At 64.3% G+C, this 15,816-nt stretch carries 18 protein-coding genes; 3 read left to right on the top strand and 15 right to left on the bottom strand.

The annotated features are described in order from the left end of the window. Positions 1-40: 40 nt before the first annotated feature. Complete coding sequence (locus tag C8D78_RS13670; RefSeq protein ID WP_120954428.1) at positions 41-883, bottom strand: alpha/beta hydrolase; 843 nt, start codon at positions 881-883, stop codon at positions 41-43. Positions 884-906: 23 nt separating this feature from the next. Then, positions 907-1,287, bottom strand: a complete 381-nt coding sequence (locus C8D78_RS13665; protein ID WP_120954427.1) for an ATP/GTP-binding protein — start codon at positions 1,285-1,287, stop codon at positions 907-909. A 54-nt stretch (positions 1,288-1,341) separates the two neighbouring features. Here C8D78_RS13665 and nucS point away from each other — a divergent pair, with 54 nt between their 5' ends. Together nucS and C8D78_RS13655 are read left to right on the top strand one after the other, a co-directional pair. Further along, positions 1,342-2,037 carry an endonuclease NucS gene (nucS, locus tag C8D78_RS13660; protein ID WP_120954584.1) on the top strand — a complete coding sequence of 232 codons (696 nt, stop codon included), beginning with the start codon at positions 1,342-1,344 and terminating at the stop codon, positions 2,035-2,037. Positions 2,038-2,324: 287 nt separating this feature from the next. Then, the gene (locus C8D78_RS13655; protein WP_050687909.1) at positions 2,325-2,528 is read left to right on the top strand and encodes a cold-shock protein; all 204 of its coding nucleotides are present in this window, start codon (positions 2,325-2,327) and stop codon (positions 2,526-2,528) included. Positions 2,529-2,816: 288 nt separating this feature from the next. Here the strand turns inward: C8D78_RS13655 and C8D78_RS13650 are convergent, their stop codons facing one another. The 13 genes from C8D78_RS13650 to C8D78_RS13590 all read right to left on the bottom strand — a co-directional run bounded on the left by C8D78_RS13650 (position 2,817) and on the right by C8D78_RS13590 (position 15,333). Further along, entirely contained in the window at positions 2,817-5,555 is a 2,739-nt protein-coding gene (locus C8D78_RS13650) for a bifunctional lysylphosphatidylglycerol flippase/synthetase MprF (RefSeq protein ID WP_120954426.1), read from the bottom strand. Positions 5,556-5,631: 76 nt separating this feature from the next. After that, a complete protein-coding gene (locus C8D78_RS13645) occupies positions 5,632-6,063 on the bottom strand; it encodes a DUF2550 domain-containing protein (RefSeq protein ID WP_120954425.1) in 432 nt (143 codons plus the stop codon). Between the two features lie 10 nt (positions 6,064-6,073). Then, the gene (locus C8D78_RS13640) at positions 6,074-6,358 is read right to left on the bottom strand and encodes a F0F1 ATP synthase subunit epsilon (RefSeq protein WP_120954424.1); all 285 of its coding nucleotides are present in this window, start codon (positions 6,356-6,358) and stop codon (positions 6,074-6,076) included. A gap of 1 nt (position 6,359) precedes the next feature. Continuing rightward, complete coding sequence (atpD, locus tag C8D78_RS13635; RefSeq protein WP_120954423.1) at positions 6,360-7,814, bottom strand: F0F1 ATP synthase subunit beta; 1,455 nt, start codon at positions 7,812-7,814, stop codon at positions 6,360-6,362. A gap of 81 nt (positions 7,815-7,895) precedes the next feature. After that, on the bottom strand, positions 7,896-8,789 hold the full coding sequence (locus C8D78_RS13630) for a F0F1 ATP synthase subunit gamma (RefSeq protein ID WP_120954422.1): 894 nt from the start codon (positions 8,787-8,789) through the stop codon (positions 7,896-7,898). Positions 8,790-8,865: 76 nt separating this feature from the next. Further along, complete coding sequence (gene atpA / locus C8D78_RS13625; protein ID WP_120954583.1) at positions 8,866-10,503, bottom strand: F0F1 ATP synthase subunit alpha; 1,638 nt, start codon at positions 10,501-10,503, stop codon at positions 8,866-8,868. An 87-nt stretch (positions 10,504-10,590) separates the two neighbouring features. After that, the gene (locus C8D78_RS13620; protein WP_120954421.1) at positions 10,591-11,415 is read right to left on the bottom strand and encodes a F0F1 ATP synthase subunit delta; all 825 of its coding nucleotides are present in this window, start codon (positions 11,413-11,415) and stop codon (positions 10,591-10,593) included. Then, positions 11,415-11,966, bottom strand: a complete 552-nt coding sequence (locus tag C8D78_RS13615) for a F0F1 ATP synthase subunit B (RefSeq protein ID WP_120954420.1) — start codon at positions 11,964-11,966, stop codon at positions 11,415-11,417. The genes C8D78_RS13620 and C8D78_RS13615 overlap by 1 nt, the downstream gene beginning before the upstream one ends. Before the next feature lie 49 nt (positions 11,967-12,015). Beyond that, positions 12,016-12,234, bottom strand: coding sequence for an ATP synthase F0 subunit C (gene atpE / locus C8D78_RS13610; protein WP_091559519.1), 219 nt, complete (start codon positions 12,232-12,234; stop codon positions 12,016-12,018). A gap of 110 nt (positions 12,235-12,344) precedes the next feature. Then, complete coding sequence (atpB, locus tag C8D78_RS13605) at positions 12,345-13,145, bottom strand: F0F1 ATP synthase subunit A (protein ID WP_120954419.1); 801 nt, start codon at positions 13,143-13,145, stop codon at positions 12,345-12,347. Between the two features lie 91 nt (positions 13,146-13,236). Then, a complete protein-coding gene (locus C8D78_RS13600) occupies positions 13,237-13,599 on the bottom strand; it encodes a hypothetical protein (RefSeq protein ID WP_244208402.1) in 363 nt (120 codons plus the stop codon). Next, positions 13,592-14,077 (bottom strand): Cg1360 family ATP-synthase-associated protein, encoded by a 486-nt coding sequence (locus C8D78_RS13595; RefSeq protein WP_120954582.1) that lies wholly within the window; start codon positions 14,075-14,077, stop codon positions 13,592-13,594. Before C8D78_RS13595 ends, C8D78_RS13600 begins: the two co-directional genes overlap by 8 nt. Before the next feature lie 131 nt (positions 14,078-14,208). Next, positions 14,209-15,333, bottom strand: a complete 1,125-nt coding sequence (locus C8D78_RS13590) for an MraY family glycosyltransferase (protein ID WP_120954418.1) — start codon at positions 15,331-15,333, stop codon at positions 14,209-14,211. Between the two features lie 296 nt (positions 15,334-15,629). Here C8D78_RS13590 and C8D78_RS13585 point away from each other — a divergent pair. Further along, positions 15,630-15,816, top strand: a 187-nt coding sequence (locus C8D78_RS13585; protein ID WP_425266703.1) for a glycosyltransferase family 2 protein, incomplete at its 3' end; no start/stop codon positions are given.

Genomic DNA, 15,816 nt, shown 5'->3' with positions numbered 1-15,816 from the left:
CGGATTCCTCTTTTCGGCGCGGATTCCTGCGTCCGGCGGCTCAGGCGTGCGCCGTGGCGACCGGCCCGTCCCACTCCTGCGGCAGCGCCGTCCCGGCCAGTCCGGCCCCGGCAGGTCCGGCATCGGCCAGTCCGGCCCCGGCACGGGCGGGGAGGACCTCGTCCACGATCTCGTTGAGGACCCGTCCGGCGTACTTCTCCCCCACCCACAGGTGCTTGGCGCCGTCGACCCCCACCACCTGCGCCTGCGGTACGACGGCGAACCTCGCCGCGGCGGCAGCCGGCTGCAAGTAGTCGTCGTGCTCAGGGACCAGGACCTTTAGCGGCTTGCCCGATTTGGCCCATTCCGACAAATGTGTGTCCGTGGCACGGTGCAGCGGCGGCGAGAGCAGCACCGCCCCTTCTATCTCCGAGGCAACGGGCTCCGTGGCGCCGTACATGAGGGCAAGCTCAGTGCCGAAGGACCAGCCGACGAGCCACCGGTTCGGCAGGCCCCGGTCTACGGCGAACCGCACGGCGGCCTCGACGTCGAGCCGCTCGCCGATGCCTTCCTCGAAGGCTCCCCCGCTGGTTCCGCGCGGCGAGGACGTCCCCCGGGTGTTGAACCGCAGCACGGCGATCCCGGCGAGGGCCGGCAGCCGGTAGGAGGCCTTGCGGTAGACGTGTGAATCCATGAAGCCGCCGTGAGTCGGCAGCGGATGCAGCGTAATGAGTGTTGCCTTGATCTCGCCGGACTCCGGGAGCGCCAGTTCGCCCACCAGCCGGTGTCCGTCCGCTGTCCGGAGCTCGACGTTCTCGCGGCGGGCCGGGAGGACGGTGGAAGCGCGGATGGCGGTTGGTGCAGCCGGCTGGGTAAAGACGTACGACGCGGGATCAAAAGTCATGCTGACAACCTTAGCGAAAGCCGTCAGCGATACCGGTATGTCCGTGTGATCCAGCAGTTGCTGTGCCAGTGGCGGCGCTCCGCGAGGCCCGCGGCGGCACCAAAGAGATGGTCCTCGGACCAGACCACCAGGTGGGCGATTCCCGGCAGCACGGCGGTGGAGCAGCCAGGGCAGATGTACGTCTTCTCGGCACGGCTTGTGATGGAGCGCACCATCCATTCGCCGTCCGGCGCGCTCTCGCGGCGGGCGAAGCCTGTCCGGGCGCGCTCCAGGTCAAGTTCCGGCGCCGGGCCGTGCTTGGCTCCGGGCCTGGCAGGCCTGCCGGAGCCTGCGTTTCCGGACGCTGCTTTTCCGGACGCTGCTTTTCCGGACGCTGGGCGGCGGGGGCGGTTGGAACGGGGCATGCTTCCATTCTGCCCCAGGCCGGGGACCGCCCCGCAGACGGTAGAGTGGGCCGGGTGCGTTTAGTCATAGCCCGCTGCTCCGTTGATTACGTCGGCCGCCTCAAAGCCCATCTGCCGCTGGCCACCCGGCTGTTGCTGGTCAAGGCCGACGGTTCGGTCCTGGTCCATTCCGACGGCGGGTCCTACAAGCCGCTGAACTGGATGAGCCCGCCCGCGTCCCTTCGGGTCTCCACCCCCGACGAGGTGGACGTCGAAGTCGGCGTCATCGAGCAGTGGACGGTCCAGTCCGCCAAGACCGATGACCGGCTCATCATCAACATTCATGAACAGATCCACGACACCTCCCACGAGCTGGGCCAAGACCCCGGGCTGATCAAGGACGGCGTCGAGGCAGACCTCCAGCGTCTCCTGGCCGCCCAGATCGAATTGCTCGGCGCCGGCTTCTCACTGATCCGTCGGGAGTACTTCACGGCCATCGGTCCCGTGGACATCCTCGCCCGGGACGCGGACGGCGCCACCGTGGCCATCGAACTCAAGCGGCGCGGCGACATCGACGGCGTCGAGCAGCTCACACGGTATTTGGAGCTGCTCAACCGGGATCCCCTGCTGGCTCCGGTCCGGGGAATCTTTGCTGCCCAGCAGATCAAACCGCAGGCCAAGGTCCTTGCCAAGGACCGCGGAATCGACTGCGTGACGCTCGACTACGACGCCATGCGCGGCGTTGACGACAGTGAGTCCCGGCTCTTCTAACCGGACGCCGCGGGCGCTTGGCGGGCGGCGAATGCCGTTCAGCAGTTCTTTGCACAAAATTTATGCTTTTCTCCGGTAAGGCCGTTGACCTGACGGACGTGTCATGAAATTCTTATACGAGTCTTTGTGTAGGTGTTTTTCATGCTCGCAAGACATGTTGCGAGCGTGGAGCTCCTGCCGCCAAGGTCCTGGTATCCGGGTCCGAAGCCAAGGTTCTTCTCGCAGAGTGACCGAGTGCGGCGTGAAGTGCGCCGGACTTATTCAAGATCCACAATGAGGAGAAACAAATGGCACAGGGAACTGTGAAGTGGTTCAACGCGGAAAAGGGCTTCGGCTTCATCACTCCGGACGACGCTGACGGCGATGTCTTCGTGCACTACTCCGAGATCCAGACCGGCGGCTTCAAGACCCTCGACGAGAACCAGCGCGTTCAGTTCGAGATCGGCCAGGGCGCCAAGGGCCCCCAGGCTACCGGCGTGACGCTGGTCTAGTCTCCGCGGGGAATTGCCTAGTGGCATTCCCGCAAAGAATGATCCCCGGCATTTCTGCCGGGGATCATTTTTTTGCATTGTTGGCAAGTGTTTACGGGGCCGGCGCATTTGGGCCCGTCACCCCATGCCGCGGGGCATTTGGGTCCGGCCATTAGCCCTGCGCTATTAGGACACAGAACATTTGTTCTCCGGTTTTGCGGGTCCGACCCAATGCGTTTCCCGCCGGCCGGGCGTCGCTTGCATCCGGCAGTGCCAATGCCCAGCCGGATCACTCCGCCGGCAGTCCAGCTATCGCACCAAAGTACGCAACAGGCGTGCGCTTTGCCGGACGGACAACCCGGGAAGATATGCGCGGCTCAGGGCCCGGCCCATGGCCGGTAACTGCAACGGATCCTGGTAGTACAGGTAAAGCGTGCGGTATTCCGGTTTGAAACGCGACTTGAAGGTTGCCAGCGAGCGGAATCCGTAGACAGGTTCCAGTGCCTGGCCCACCACGTCAAGAATTCCAGCCAACCCATCCGGCCCCCCGTCGCCACCTCCAGCCTCCCTGCCGTCAGCCTCGCCGCCCGCCGCGCCGTCAGCGCCCGCCGCGCCGTCAGCGCCCGCCGCGCCGTCAGCGGCCGCTTCGCCGTCCGTGCCCGCTGCGCCGCCAGCGTTCGTGTCCGCGGCATCCCCGGGTAGCTCGGCGCCCCGACCGCGCGCATCGTCGCCATGGTCCTTCGCCAGCGGGGAGCCGGAAAGGGAAATGACTTCGACGGTGCCTTTGAGTTCCTGCACGGCGGAGGCGATGAGGAATTCCATGACGCCCGGGAAGGCATCGCCGCGCCGCCGCATGAAGTCCAGCGTCCAGCTCACCAGCCGGCCGTCCTCATACACCGGCAGCCAGCTCGTGACCCCCTGCACGCGTCCGGCGGTGTCCACCGCCAGGCAGCAAAGCACCTCGTCGTCGTCGAGCTCGTCGATGCTGCCGAGCGTGAAGCCCATCTCCGGCACATGCTTTTGGGCCGCCCATTCCTCGGAGACCTCGCTGAGCTGGGCCCGAAGGGGTGCGGGGAATTCGCTGTAGCGCCCCCACACGGCGCGGACACCGGTCTTGGCGGCACGGTTGATGGCGGTGCGGACGTTCTGCCATTCCTTGCCCTTGAACTCGAGTTCCCGAACGGCGAGCCTGGTTTCCTGGGCCACCGCAACGCGGCGGAAACCGCGCGCCCGCAGCATCGGCCAGAGCTCGGCAGTACAGGAGTAGAAACACGGAATCAGGGCGTGCTCGGCACAGTAGCGCATGAAACCTGCCGCGCTCTCCTCGTGGCCGGCGGCCGCTCCGAACGGACCCGCCAACGTCAAGGCCACGTTCCCGTGCTGCTGATAGGCCACGCCGCCGCGCCGGTCCGGCGAGAACCAGAACTTGTTCGGTTCCCACAGGGCCATCCAGGACAGCGAGTCGCCGCCCTGCCGGATGAGCTCCCGGGCCGCGTCCCGGTCCCCGGAGCCGAGGTCGGTGCTGTTCGGCCCGGTGCCGTGCAGCCGGCGGCGCAGAACCAGCCACACGGCGGCCAGGGCCACGCCCCAGAAGATGATGCCGGCGGAGGCGAACAGAAAGGCCTCCACTGCGTTGCGGTTCTGGAAGAGCCGGCTGTAGGACCCGGGAATGGGCAGCGGCAGGTACTGCCGGGCGAGTTCAGCCACCAGGCCCAGCGGCCCGCCGTCGCGGTCCATTCCGCCTGCCGCCAGCCATGCCACTGTGTAGGCTCCGGCCAGCCCCAGCCACGTGCCGCCCACCACGAGGCCCAGGAGCCCCCGGGCCCGCGGCGTCGTCTCCACCCGGAACTGCCGCCGGTTCAGCCAGAGCAGCAGGACCACCAGCAGCGGAACGGCCGCAAGCGGGAGGACGTGGACGAAGCCCGAACCCATCACTGCCGTGTGCGGCCGGTTGGGGAAGTGCGGAATCCGGGCGAACAGGGCCAGGTACACCGTTGCCAGGGCCGCCACCCCCAGCTGGACGATAATCGCGATCCGCAGTGCCAACCGGCGGCCCTGCCGCATGCCGTCGGCACAAATCAACAGCAAGACCACCGGGACGACCGCCAGCGCGAGGCCAAGCGGACCGGCAAACCCGGCCCGGCCGGCCTCCAGACATCTGCCGTCAACGGTACCGCCGCAGTTCGCCTCCAGCTGGCTCAACGTGGGCAGCGGATTGAGCACGACGTCGCGCAGCAAGGCAAGCGGCCCGGTGGGAGTGCTGACCACGGCCGTGAGGATCGGTCCGACCGCGAAAATGGCGACCGTGAGAGCCAGCAGGTTGCGCGTTTCACGTCCAGTGGAGCGGTGGCGGTGCAGGGTTCCCCGGTCGCCCTGGATCCACCAGCCCGCGGCCAGGCCGGCTAGGGCTCCGGTCAGCCACACCACCGTCTCCGGATGCCCCACGTAGAGCACAAGCAGCAGCGAGGCTGCCACACCGGCGGTCCGCAGCCGCCGTTGCCACAGCGCGGGCAGCAGCCCGCTGGCCGCCAGGGCCACGGCCAGGACGGCGGCATAGGGGCCGATCAGCCGGGCATTGACCATGAGGCCGAGCCAGCCGTCGCCGAGATACCCGGCCAGCTGGGTGATCAGCAGGAACAGTGTCACAGCCGCGAACTGGGCCGCGAAGAAGAAGACGGCCGTCCGCACCGAGCCAAGCCGCCGTTCGGCCAGGCCCAGGAGCAGCAGGATCATGAGCGAGGCCGCGAGGTAGGCCAGCAGGTTGGTGGCGAAAAACAGGGATGTGAACATCGACCACCACTGCCCCGCCCTCAGCCCCGGGGCGCTGACGGAGGCGACGGGCAGCAGAGCGCGCGGCGGGCCGGACAGGAAGCTTCCGGTGAGTGCCCCGATGCCCAGGAAGGCCGCGAGGACGGCCAGCGTGAACGGCACGGCACGGAAGTGCGCCTGCGTCCGCCGCAGGCCGTGCTGCCAGACGCCCAGCCAGGACGGGCCCTCGGGCCGCGGCCGGCCGGGCCGGGTGGAGCTGGTGGTGCTCTGCTGGCTCATGCCGGGATCGCCCAGCGCCGGGCCAGGAAGTCCAAGCCGCCGGAGAGGCGAAGGCCGTCCAGGAAGTCCACCGCGGCTAGCGCCAGGTGCCGACGCCGATGACGGGTCCGGCCTCCAGCCAGGACGACAGTCCCGTGTACGCGTCAAAGCGCATCGCAAGAAGAACCGGTTGCCCCTCGTAGCGGAGCTCCACAATCACGGCGTCAGGCTGGACTTTGAGGAGTTCGGATTCCGTAGGCTTGCGCCGGCCAAGCAGTTCCAGGGAACTGCGCCGGAAGGTGTGTTTGGGACGGACACTGAGTGAAACCAGGCGGAACCACTCGAGGTCGTTGTCCTGATAACGACAAACCCCCATCTGCCAGCTTTTTCCAGCCGTGCAAATGGAGGCGTCCACCGTGCCGAGGGCGCGCCGCAGGTTGAAGCGGCGCACCCCCGAAAGGCACAGTGCAAAGACCAGCAACGCAAACGCAGTTGCCAGGAGGATGAACGGCAAACCAATATCGTTCATCAAGGTCGTGCTAGCGGATCCCCGCAGTAGCCGCTTCGCCCATTTGGGCGTTGTCAGCGACAATGACCACCCTGTTGTTGTCGACAGAGAAGAATCCGCTGTCGACAGCTACAGAGATACGGTCACCGGACACCGGCTCAATAGCCAGCTCACCTTCGGCCAGAATCGCCAGCAGGGGCGAGTGGCCGGGCAGGATTCCGATTTCACCATCGCTGGTGCGGGCCTTGACCATCTTGGCCGCTCCGGACCACACGAAGTGATCCGCTGCGACAATCTCAACCTCAAGCTCAGCCATATTACTTGGTCTGTTCCTGGATCTTGGCCCACTGGCGCTCGACGTCGTCCAGGCCGCCGACGTTGAAGAACGCCTGCTCTGCAACGTGGTCAAGTTCGCCGTCGCAGATCGCGGTGAAGCCTTCAACGGTGTCCTTGATGGACACGGTGGAGCCCTCGACGCCGGTGAACTGCTTGGCGGTGTAGGTGTTCTGCGAGAGGAACTGCTGGATGCGCCGTGCACGCGAGACAACGATCTTGTCTTCTTCAGAGAGTTCGTCAACGCCGAGGATGGCGATGATGTCCTGAAGTTCCTTGTTCTTCTGCAGGATCTGCTTGACGCGTACGGCCGTGTTGTAGTGGTCGTGGCCGATGTACTGCGGATCCAGGATGCGGGAGGTCGACGTCAGCGGGTCAACGGCCGGGTACAGACCACGGGAAGCGATTTCACGGGAAAGTTCCGTGGTCGCGTCCAGGTGTGCGAAGGTCGTGGCCGGAGCCGGGTCGGTGTAGTCATCTGCGGGAACGTAGATGGCCTGCATCGAGGTGATCGAGTGGCCCTTGGTGGACGTGATGCGCTCCTGGAGGAGACCCATCTCGTCAGCCAGGTTGGGCTGGTAGCCCACGGCCGACGGCATGCGGCCGAGGAGGGTGGAGACCTCGGAGCCTGCCTGCGTGAAGCGGAAGATGTTGTCGATGAAGAGCAGCACGTCCTGGTTCTGCACATCGCGGAAGTACTCCGCCATGGTCAGGGCGGACAGTGCCACGCGCAGACGCGTTCCCGGCGGCTCATCCATCTGGCCGAATACAAGGGCGGTGTCCTTGAGGACGCCTGCCTCTTCCATTTCAACCCAGAGGTCGTTGCCTTCACGGGTGCGCTCGCCAACACCGGCGAACACCGAGGTGCCACCGAAGTTGCGGGCAACACGGGTGATCATTTCCTGGATCAGCACGGTCTTGCCGACGCCGGCACCACCGAACAGACCGATCTTGCCACCCTTGATGTAAGGGGTGAGGAGGTCGATCACCTTGATGCCGGTTTCCAGCATCTCGGTGGAGCCTTCCAGGGTCGCGAAGGCGGGAGCCTTGCGGTGGATGGGCCAGCGTTCGCTGATCTGCAGCTCGGACTCGGTCACGTCGAGGGGCTGGCCCAGCACGTTGAAGATGTGGCCCTTGACGCCGTCGCCCACGGGCACGGAGATCGGGGCGCCGGTGTCCACCACGTTGGTACCGCGGACGAGTCCGTCGGTGGCCTGGAGTGCGATGGCGCGGATGACGTTGTCGCCCAGGTGCAGGGCAACCTCAAACGTGATGGTCTTGGTCTCACCGTTGAGTGTGATCTCGGTGGTGAGTGCGTTGTAAATCGAGGGGATTGCGTCAGCCGGGAATTCGACGTCGACAACCGGGCCAATAACACGTGCAATACGGCCGGTAGCACCGGACGTTGCGGCTACGTGTTCGGTAGCAGTGGCAGTCATCTCTCTCACTTCACTCAGTAGATGGCGTGGGGTTAAGTTTATCTTTTGTTGCAGGTACAGCTGGATCCGGACTCGTGCTGGCTAGGACGCGTTCAAGGCGTCGGCACCGGCCACGATTTCGGAAAGCTCCTGCGTAATTTCAGCCTGGCGGGCAGTGTTGCGCAGACGCGTGTACTTCTTGATGAGGTCCGTCGCGTTGTCGCCGGCGGACTTCATCGCCCGCTGGCGGGCTGCGAGCTCGGAAGCTGCTGCCTGCAACATGGCGGCGAAGATACGTGATTCGATGTAGCGCGGCAGCAGGGCATCGAGAACCTGCTCCGCTTCCGGCTCGAACTCGTAGAGAGGCAGCAGGTCCGATTCGGACGCGGCCGTCTCTTCGACAACCTCGAGCGGCAGCAAACGGACAACCGTCGGCTCCTGCGTCACCATCGACTTGAAGCGGGTGTAGACGACGTGGATTTCGTCGACGCCGCCCTCTTCGTAGGCGGTTGCGAAGTCAGCCAGCAGCGCTTCACTGACTTCCCGCGCGGTCGCGAACTCCGGAGCGTCCGTGTTGCCGGTCCATACGCGGTCGTACGGACGGTTCCGGAAGTCGAAGTACGCCTGCCCCTTGCGGCCGACCAGGAACGTCTTGACTTCCTTGCCTTCCTCGTGGAGCAGCTCGTTGAGGCCTTCGGCCTGCTTGAGGACGCTCGCCGAGTACGAACCTGCGAGGCCACGGTCCGAGGTGATGACCAGGACGGCGGCCCGGCGGATCTGCGCCGGCTCGGTGACCAGCGGGTGGTCGATTTCGCTCTGACTTGCGACAGCAGAAACGGCACGCGTGATCGCGTTTGCGTAAGGCAGTGAAGCTGCTACGCGTGCGCGGGCCTTGCCGATGCGCGAGGTAGCGATCAGTTCCATCGCCTTGAAGATCTTGCGCATCGACGTCGTCGAGCTAATCTTCTGGCGGTAGACCCGGATCTGGGCTCCCATACTTATCCTTTCCTAAGATCCCGATGGCCGGGACTGCCGGAACCCGTGCGGGTCCCGGCAGTCCCTGCCAGCGAAACTAGCGCTTCTGCTTGACGATTTTTTCCTGGTCGACCTGATCCTCGCCGATGGGGGCGTGCTCCTCGTGCCCCGCACCGACCAGGAGGTTGTCTCCCTCGCCGAAGAAGCCCTTCTTGAAGTCCACGATTGCGGTCTTCAGCGCTTCAGCGGTGTCATCGTCCATGACGTTGGTCTGGGCCAGGGTCGTCAGGATGGAGGACTTGTGCTTGAGGTGCTCCAGGAACTCGGTCTCGAAGCGGTTGATGTCTTCAACCGGAACGTCGTCGAGGTAGCCGTTGGTGCCGGCCCAGATGGAGACGACCTGGTTCTCGACCGGGAACGGCGAGTACTGGCCCTGCTTGAGCAGTTCCATCAGGCGGGCACCACGGGTCAGCTGCTGACGCGAGGCTGCGTCCAGGTCCGAGGCAAACATGGCGAAGGCCTGCATGTCGCGGTACTGGGCCAGTTCCAGCTTCAAAGTACCGGAGACCTTCTTCATGGACTTGACCTGAGCGGCGCCGCCAACGCGGGAGACGGACACGCCGACGTCCACAGCGGGGCGCTGGTTGGCGTTGAAGAGGTCCGACTGCAGGAAGATCTGGCCATCGGTGATGGAGATCACGTTGGTCGGGATGTAAGCGGACACGTCGTTCGCCTTGGTCTCGATCAGCGGGAGGCCGGTCATCGAGCCTGCACCGAGCTCGTCAGAGAGCTTGGCACAACGCTCCAGCAGACGGGAGTGCAAGTAGAAGACGTCGCCCGGGTAGGCTTCGCGTCCCGGCGGGCGGCGGAGCAGCAGTGACACTGCACGGTAGGCCTCGGCCTGCTTGGACAGGTCATCGAACACGATGAGGACGTGCTTGCCGCCGTACATCCAGTGCTGGCCGATGGCCGAGCCGGCGTACGGTGCCAGGTACTTGAAGCCGGCGGGGTCGGACGCGGGGGAAGCCACGATCGTGGTGTATTCCAGTGCGCCGTTGTCCTCAAGGGTCTGGCGCACGGCCGCGATCGTGGACGCCTTCTGGCCGATGGCCACGTAGATGCAGCGCACCTGCTTGGTGACATCGTTCGAAGCCCAGTTGGCCTTCTGGTTGATGATCGTGTCGATGGCGATAGCCGACTTGCCGGTCTGGCGGTCACCGATGATCAGCTGGCGCTGGCCGCGGCCGATCGGGATCATCGCGTCGATGGCCTTCAGGCCGGTCTGCATCGGCTCGTGAACCGACTTACGCTGGGTCACGCCGGGTGCCTGGAGTTCCAGGGCACGGGTGGTTTCGGCCTTGATGTCACCAAGGTCATCGATGGGCTGGCCCAGGGGGTCAACCACGCGGCCGAGGAAGGCGTCGCCAACCGGCACGGACAGAACCTGTCCGGTGCGGTGGACTTCCTGGCCTTCTTCGATCCCGGTGAAGTCACCGAGGACGATTACACCGATCTCGCGGACGTCAAGGTTCTGGGCCAAGCCCAGGGTGCCGTCTTCGAAGCGAAGCAGCTCGTTCGCCATGACCGAGGGAAGGCCCTCAACACGGGCGATGCCGTCACCTGCGGTTGTTACACGGCCGACCTCTACGCGCTCTGCGTTTCCGGGTTCGTAGGACGCCGCGAACTCGTTCAACGCATTACGGACGTCGTCGGCGTTGATGGTCAATTCGGCCATCTGCAGTCCCTGCTCTCCTGTTTTCGTGATCATCGTTGCTCACGATGACCGGGGTTTCTTGTCGTTAGGTTGTGCTTGTCCGGCTAGCTAGGCAATCTGACGCTGGAGCTGGCCCAGGCGACCGGCGACCGAAGCGTCAACCACTTCGTCACCTACCTGGATCCGGATGCCACCGATCAGTGCCGGGTCGACGTTCATGTTGATCTTGAGCTCGCGCCCGTAAAGGGCGTTGAGGCCCGTCTGCAGGCGGCTGGTCTGCGTCTCCGTCAACGGACGGGTGACGCTGACCGTCGCAATCCAGCGCTCTTGGCGCTTGGCTGCAAGCTCGGCGAAACGACGAACCAGCTTGGTGACCTTGAGACCGCGCGGAGCCGTGACGGCCTGCGCGATCAGTACTTTCGCTTCCTCGCTCGCACCGGGTACGAGCTTCTCCGCGAGAGTCACCTTGGCGGCCGGGCTGGCCTGCGGCTCGGACAGAGCACGCTGGACCTCGTGGCTGGACTCGACAGACTGGTTGAAGGCGAACAGATCGTTCTCCAGGGATTCCAGTCCGGTGAGCCCGGAGGCAGAGACGGCCGACTTGTTCTCGGCAACAGCGATGACCACCGAAGCGGCAAGAGTCTCGAGTGCATCGCCGATATCCCGTGCCGATGCCCAGCGGGAGCTGGCCAGTCCGGCACTGATCTCCACAGCATCAGCGGACACTTTTCCGCCGAAGAGCTGCTTGACCAGCGACGACTTTTCGTCGCCGCTGCGGGACGGGTCAGTCAAGGCACGGCGCAAACCAGCCGAGCTGTCCACGGTTCCCAGGATTCCGAAGAGGTCCTTCGCCAACTGCAGCGACGCGGTGGGAAGCTTGGCTTCCAGGGCCGCCAGCGCAGCGGCCAGCGATTCGCTCGATACACCTGCCATTACTTAGCTACACCCGCGTTCTGGTTCTCCAGATCTGCCAGGAAGCGGTCCACCACTCGGGCCGACCGTGCATCGTCGCTCAGAGCCTCGCCGACGATGCGGCTCGCCAGCGTGGTGGCCAGCGTGCCGACCTCCGCGCGGAGCGACACAACGGCCGCCTGACGCTCGGATTCGATCTGCGTGTGGGCCTGTGCGGTGATGCGGGCAGACTCGGCAGCCGCCTTCTCCTTCAGCTCTGCAAGGATCTGGGCACCTTCGGCGCGTGCTTCCTCGCGGATGCGGTTGGCTTCAGTGCGGGCTTCCGTGAGCTGCTGCTTGTACTCTTCGAGCGCTGCGGAGGCCTCGGCCTGGGCCTTTTCGGCCTTGGCGATGCCACCCTCGATGGCCTCGGCCCGCTCCGCGAAGGTCTTCTCGAACATCGGGACAACGTACTTGACCACAATGAACAGGAGGAGAGCAAAGCCTGCGAAGACGACAAGCATCTCCCAAGGATTGGGAACGAGGGGGTTAGTACCGCCTTCGGTGGCGGCTGAGATGATCGCTTGATTCATATTTCACCCGTCCTTATCTACTCGGTTCTGGATTTTCGGTTTGTTCTGTTTACTTGAGAACGAACGCGAAGACCAGGCCCAGGATGGCGAGGGCTTCAGTCAGCGCGAGGCCGAGGAATGCGATCGGCTGCAGGACGCGCTGGGCTTCCGGCTGACGTGCCACACCGTTGATGTAAGCGGCGAACACGAGACCCACACCGATACCACCGCCGATGGCGGAGAGGCCGTAGCCGACGAGGTTGATGGAGCCGTTGATGGAGCCTTCCATTTTTCTTCCTTTCAAGATGCCACCCATGTGGCAGGTTGTTTGGGTTGCTTCATCCCCGTGAGGGGAAGACTATGTTGTGCCTTAAGGCGTGGTGCCCGCTGGCGCTTTGCCTAGTGGCTGTCCGCGTGCAGTGCGCCTTCGATGTAAATCGCGGTCAGCAGTGTGAAGACGTAGGCCTGCAGCACCATGATCAGCGCTTCGAGCATGTACATGGCGATGGCGCCGGCAAGGACGAGTACGGACGCGCCCTTGAGGAGGACGTTTTCCTGCATCACGAGGAATTCGATGCCCGCACCGGAGATCATCACGATCAGGTGGCCGGCCAGCATGGTGGCGAACAGACGAAGGCTGTGCGTGACCGGGCGGACCAGGAAGTTGGAGATGATCTCGATCGGGACGACGATCGGAAGAATGTAGAACGGCACACCGGAAGGAACCGTTGCCAGCTTGAAGTACTTCAGGCCGTTCCTCTTGATGCCGATGCCGATCCAGGTCACGTACACGATCAGTGCGAGTACGTAGGCCCCGCCGACGTGCGAGAAGGTCGGAAGCTGGATCACGGGGATCGCACCGTAGATGTTGTTCACCAGAATGAAGAAGAACAGGGTGAACAGCAGCGGGACGTACTTCATGAAGTCCCGGCCGCCGATGATGTCCTTGGCGATGCCGTTGCGGACGAAGCTGTAAGCGGCCTCGCCTGCGAACTGCAGCTTGCCGGGGACGAGCTGCTGCTTCCGCGCAGCTAGCAGAAAGAATGTAGCGATAATGACGACCGAGAGGATTACCAGCAGCATCTGCTTGGAAAATCCGTCGGCCGCACCCCAAGGCAGGATAGCCGGCAGGTGAAGTTCTTCAATTCCAGGAGGCGTGAAGGTTCCTGAATCTTGGGCCGGGAGCGCAAGCGCGATCAACGCGTTTCCTCTCTGCAGTGTCCATCATTGGGCGTTGGTCGGGGACCGGCGACATTGCTGCCCGCCTCTCCCCCTGTGAAATTATTTGGCATTACTGTTCCTCGTCCTTGGACGGGCCACGTGCAGCATTGTCCCCATCAGCTAAAGTTCTGTTGCTGGTGAGGCCGTGCATATGAGAAAGATAGAACCCTCCCGCAGCTCCAAGCAGAGCGCCTGCGAGCACAATCCAGCGGGTTCCCCACAGAATATCCAGTCCCCACCCTATCAAACTCCAGACGATGATTCCGCCAACAATGTAGCTGAAGACGGCGATGCCGGCGTTGTATCCGCCGTCGCTTCCGTCCGCGGATACACCGGGGGCGCCGGCCGTTGTTTTGGGGGTTCGGGCTGCCTTGTTTTGAGGTCCGGAAAGCGGCCCGGCATCTGGCTTACGGCGAGTTTTGCGGCTAAACATCGGTGCCGCCTTTTTGGGTGTCGGGATCGTTGTAAATCTGGAGCCTTGCCTTGCTGAAACCGTAAATCTCGGCTGCCTGCCAAACCACCACGGTGACGACGGCGCCGATAAGGAACCAGCGGCCGTGCAGCCACGCCGGGGCCCCGATGACAAAGAGGACAACCGCAAAGCCCACAACTTTGACGAAATACGTCGCGACGAACAATCCGATCGCACCGGAGGGGTTGTTTCGGCCAACGAAGTGGCCGACGGCGAGGCTGATGGCGAAGAACGCCATCACCAGGGCTCCCCCGAAAAGGGAAGACCAGAACCCCACGGCACCGTTGAAGATATAGGCGGCGACGCCCGTCAGCAGGAGGGCGACGGCGGAGGCTGCCGAACTCATGGCCAGAAGCTTCAGCCACAAGGATTTTGTGGGGCCGGAGACCCCAACGGGTCCGGCGCCGGACGCGGGTCCGGGTTCGGCGTTGGAGGTCATGAGATCCCAATCGTCGCGGGGGGTGCTGGTCAGGGCCGGCGGCGAAGCGCCGACGCCCCGCAATTCTACATTAGATAGAAATTATTCGGTAAAGCGGGTCGGTAACAGCTCACTCCGGCATGCCGGGCAGGCTAGTCCTGCGTGGCGGCCCTCTGGTCCGGACCCCGGTGGCGGAGGTACGGCCATGCGGTCACTACAGCCATGATTGCCGCTGCGGCGAGGTCGACGGCGAGGACGATATGCCACGGGAAGATCGCGAAGGCGAGGCCGCCAAAGGCGAGGATGCAGGTCCACAGGTACATCAGCACCACAGCGCCGCGGTGCGAGTACCCGATGTCCAGCAGTTTGTGATGCAGGTGCCCGCGGTCCGCCGACCACGGCGAACGGCCCAGCGCGGTCCGCCGCACAACCGCCATGCACAGGTCCAGGAGCGGCAGGAACAGGACGGCGAACGGCAGCAGAATCGGGATGATGGTGGGGATACCGCTCGCCCTGTCGTAGAGCCCCGAGGTGATCTGGCCCGTGGACACCACACCGGCCGAGGCCATGAGCAGTCCGATCAGCATGGCTCCGGAGTCTCCCATGAAGATCTTCGAGGGGAACCAGTTGTGCGGCAGGAAGCCGACGCAGCCGCCCACCACAATCGCCGTCAGGAGGGTGGCCAGGTCCGAACGGTCCAGCAGCACAGCGGTCCGGTGCACCCAGTAAGCGGTAAGGAAGAATGCCGCTCCGCCGATGATCGCCACGCCCGCGGCGAGGCCGTCAAGTCCGTCGATGAAGTTGAAGGCATTCATGGTGGTCACGATCAGCCCGGCCGTCAGCACGACGCTCACCACTTCATTTTGAATCACCAGCGGCTCGGGGATGAACGGGATGACCGTCATCCGCACCCCCCAAGTGGCCACAACTACCGCCGCGGCGCTCTGGCCAATCAGCTTGACCCACCACCGCAGGTCCAGCAGATCGTCGGCAACGCCGACGAGCACAATCACGCCGGCGCCCGCCAGGATGCCCCAGGGCGCCGCGTTGCTTCGGAAGATGTCCTTGACGAAGAACGAATTGCTGGCCACGACCAGCGCCACCAGGACCCCGGCAAAGATACCCAGGCCGCCGAGCCGGGACACCGGCGTCGAATGCATGTCGCGGCTGCGGATCGGGGAATACAACTCCATCCGGTGGCCGACAAGCCGGGCACCCCAGGTGGCCGCATAGCTCACGAGCGCTGCCGTCAGCATCATGAGCAGGTACATGATCACCGGAAAACCACCGGCCCCGGAGTGTCAGCGCAGGCTACACACGGCGGCACGCTCCGCATCCTCGGAAACACCGGTGAGCTGCAGAAATGGGGTGGATTCAATTGCCGTGGAACTGTCTTTCGAAAAATGAAACTTCTCCGTCGCCGTGCTCAGGGCAGGCATTGCGTAGTGCCTGACAGGGCTGTATTACAGTGGACTCTAGTCAAGATACTAATGCCAACGGCCACCTGTCTTCGCGTCACACGGCCCTCCGCCGGCGGGAAAACCACTGACGGTCGTGCTGAAAGGACCCCGCGATGACCCCCTCGGTTGCAGTTGCTGCCGTGACGTTTGACCGTCCCAGGGAGCTGGCAGTCCTGTTGGACGCGATCAACAACCAGACCGCTCCGGTGCGCTCCATTTGCCTCGTCGACAGCGGCACGGTGCCTTCCAAGGACGTCTCCGACCGGCACGCCAACGTGGACTATGTCCGCTCCGAGGCGA

The organism is Arthrobacter oryzae (assembly GCF_003634095.1).
GTDB classification, from domain to species: domain Bacteria; phylum Actinomycetota; class Actinomycetes; order Actinomycetales; family Micrococcaceae; genus Arthrobacter; species Arthrobacter oryzae.
Note: the sequence above shows the minus strand (reverse complement) of the source record. Positions and strands in the feature narration are given on the sequence as shown.

Excerpts from the sequence above, each read along its gene's own strand:
- C8D78_RS13620 (WP_120954421.1), bottom strand. The coding sequence starts at position 11,415 with ATGGCAGGTGTATCGAGCGAATCGCTGGCCGCTGCGCTGGCGGCCCTG.
- C8D78_RS13615 (WP_120954420.1), bottom strand. The coding sequence starts at position 11,966 with ATGAATCAAGCGATCATCTCAGCCGCCACCGAAGGCGGTACTAACCCC.
- C8D78_RS13665 (WP_120954427.1), bottom strand. The coding sequence starts at position 1,287 with ATGCCCCGTTCCAACCGCCCCCGCCGCCCAGCGTCCGGAAAAGCAGCG.
- atpA (WP_120954583.1), bottom strand. The coding sequence starts at position 10,503 with ATGGCCGAATTGACCATCAACGCCGACGACGTCCGTAATGCGTTGAAC.
- C8D78_RS13640 (WP_120954424.1), bottom strand. The coding sequence starts at position 6,358 with ATGGCTGAGCTTGAGGTTGAGATTGTCGCAGCGGATCACTTCGTGTGG.
- C8D78_RS13670 (WP_120954428.1), bottom strand. The coding sequence starts at position 883 with ATGACTTTTGATCCCGCGTCGTACGTCTTTACCCAGCCGGCTGCACCA.
- atpE (WP_091559519.1), bottom strand. The coding sequence starts at position 12,234 with ATGGAAGGCTCCATCAACGGCTCCATCAACCTCGTCGGCTACGGCCTC.
- C8D78_RS13650 (WP_120954426.1), bottom strand. The coding sequence starts at position 5,555 with ATGAGCCAGCAGAGCACCACCAGCTCCACCCGGCCCGGCCGGCCGCGG.
- atpD (WP_120954423.1), bottom strand. The coding sequence starts at position 7,814 with ATGACTGCCACTGCTACCGAACACGTAGCCGCAACGTCCGGTGCTACC.
- C8D78_RS13595 (WP_120954582.1), bottom strand. The coding sequence starts at position 14,077 with ATGACCTCCAACGCCGAACCCGGACCCGCGTCCGGCGCCGGACCCGTT.
- C8D78_RS13600 (WP_244208402.1), bottom strand. The coding sequence starts at position 13,599 with ATGTTTAGCCGCAAAACTCGCCGTAAGCCAGATGCCGGGCCGCTTTCC.
- C8D78_RS13630 (WP_120954422.1), bottom strand. The coding sequence starts at position 8,789 with ATGGGAGCCCAGATCCGGGTCTACCGCCAGAAGATTAGCTCGACGACG.
- C8D78_RS13655 (WP_050687909.1), top strand. The coding sequence starts at position 2,325 with ATGGCACAGGGAACTGTGAAGTGGTTCAACGCGGAAAAGGGCTTCGGC.
- C8D78_RS13645 (WP_120954425.1), bottom strand. The coding sequence starts at position 6,063 with ATGAACGATATTGGTTTGCCGTTCATCCTCCTGGCAACTGCGTTTGCG.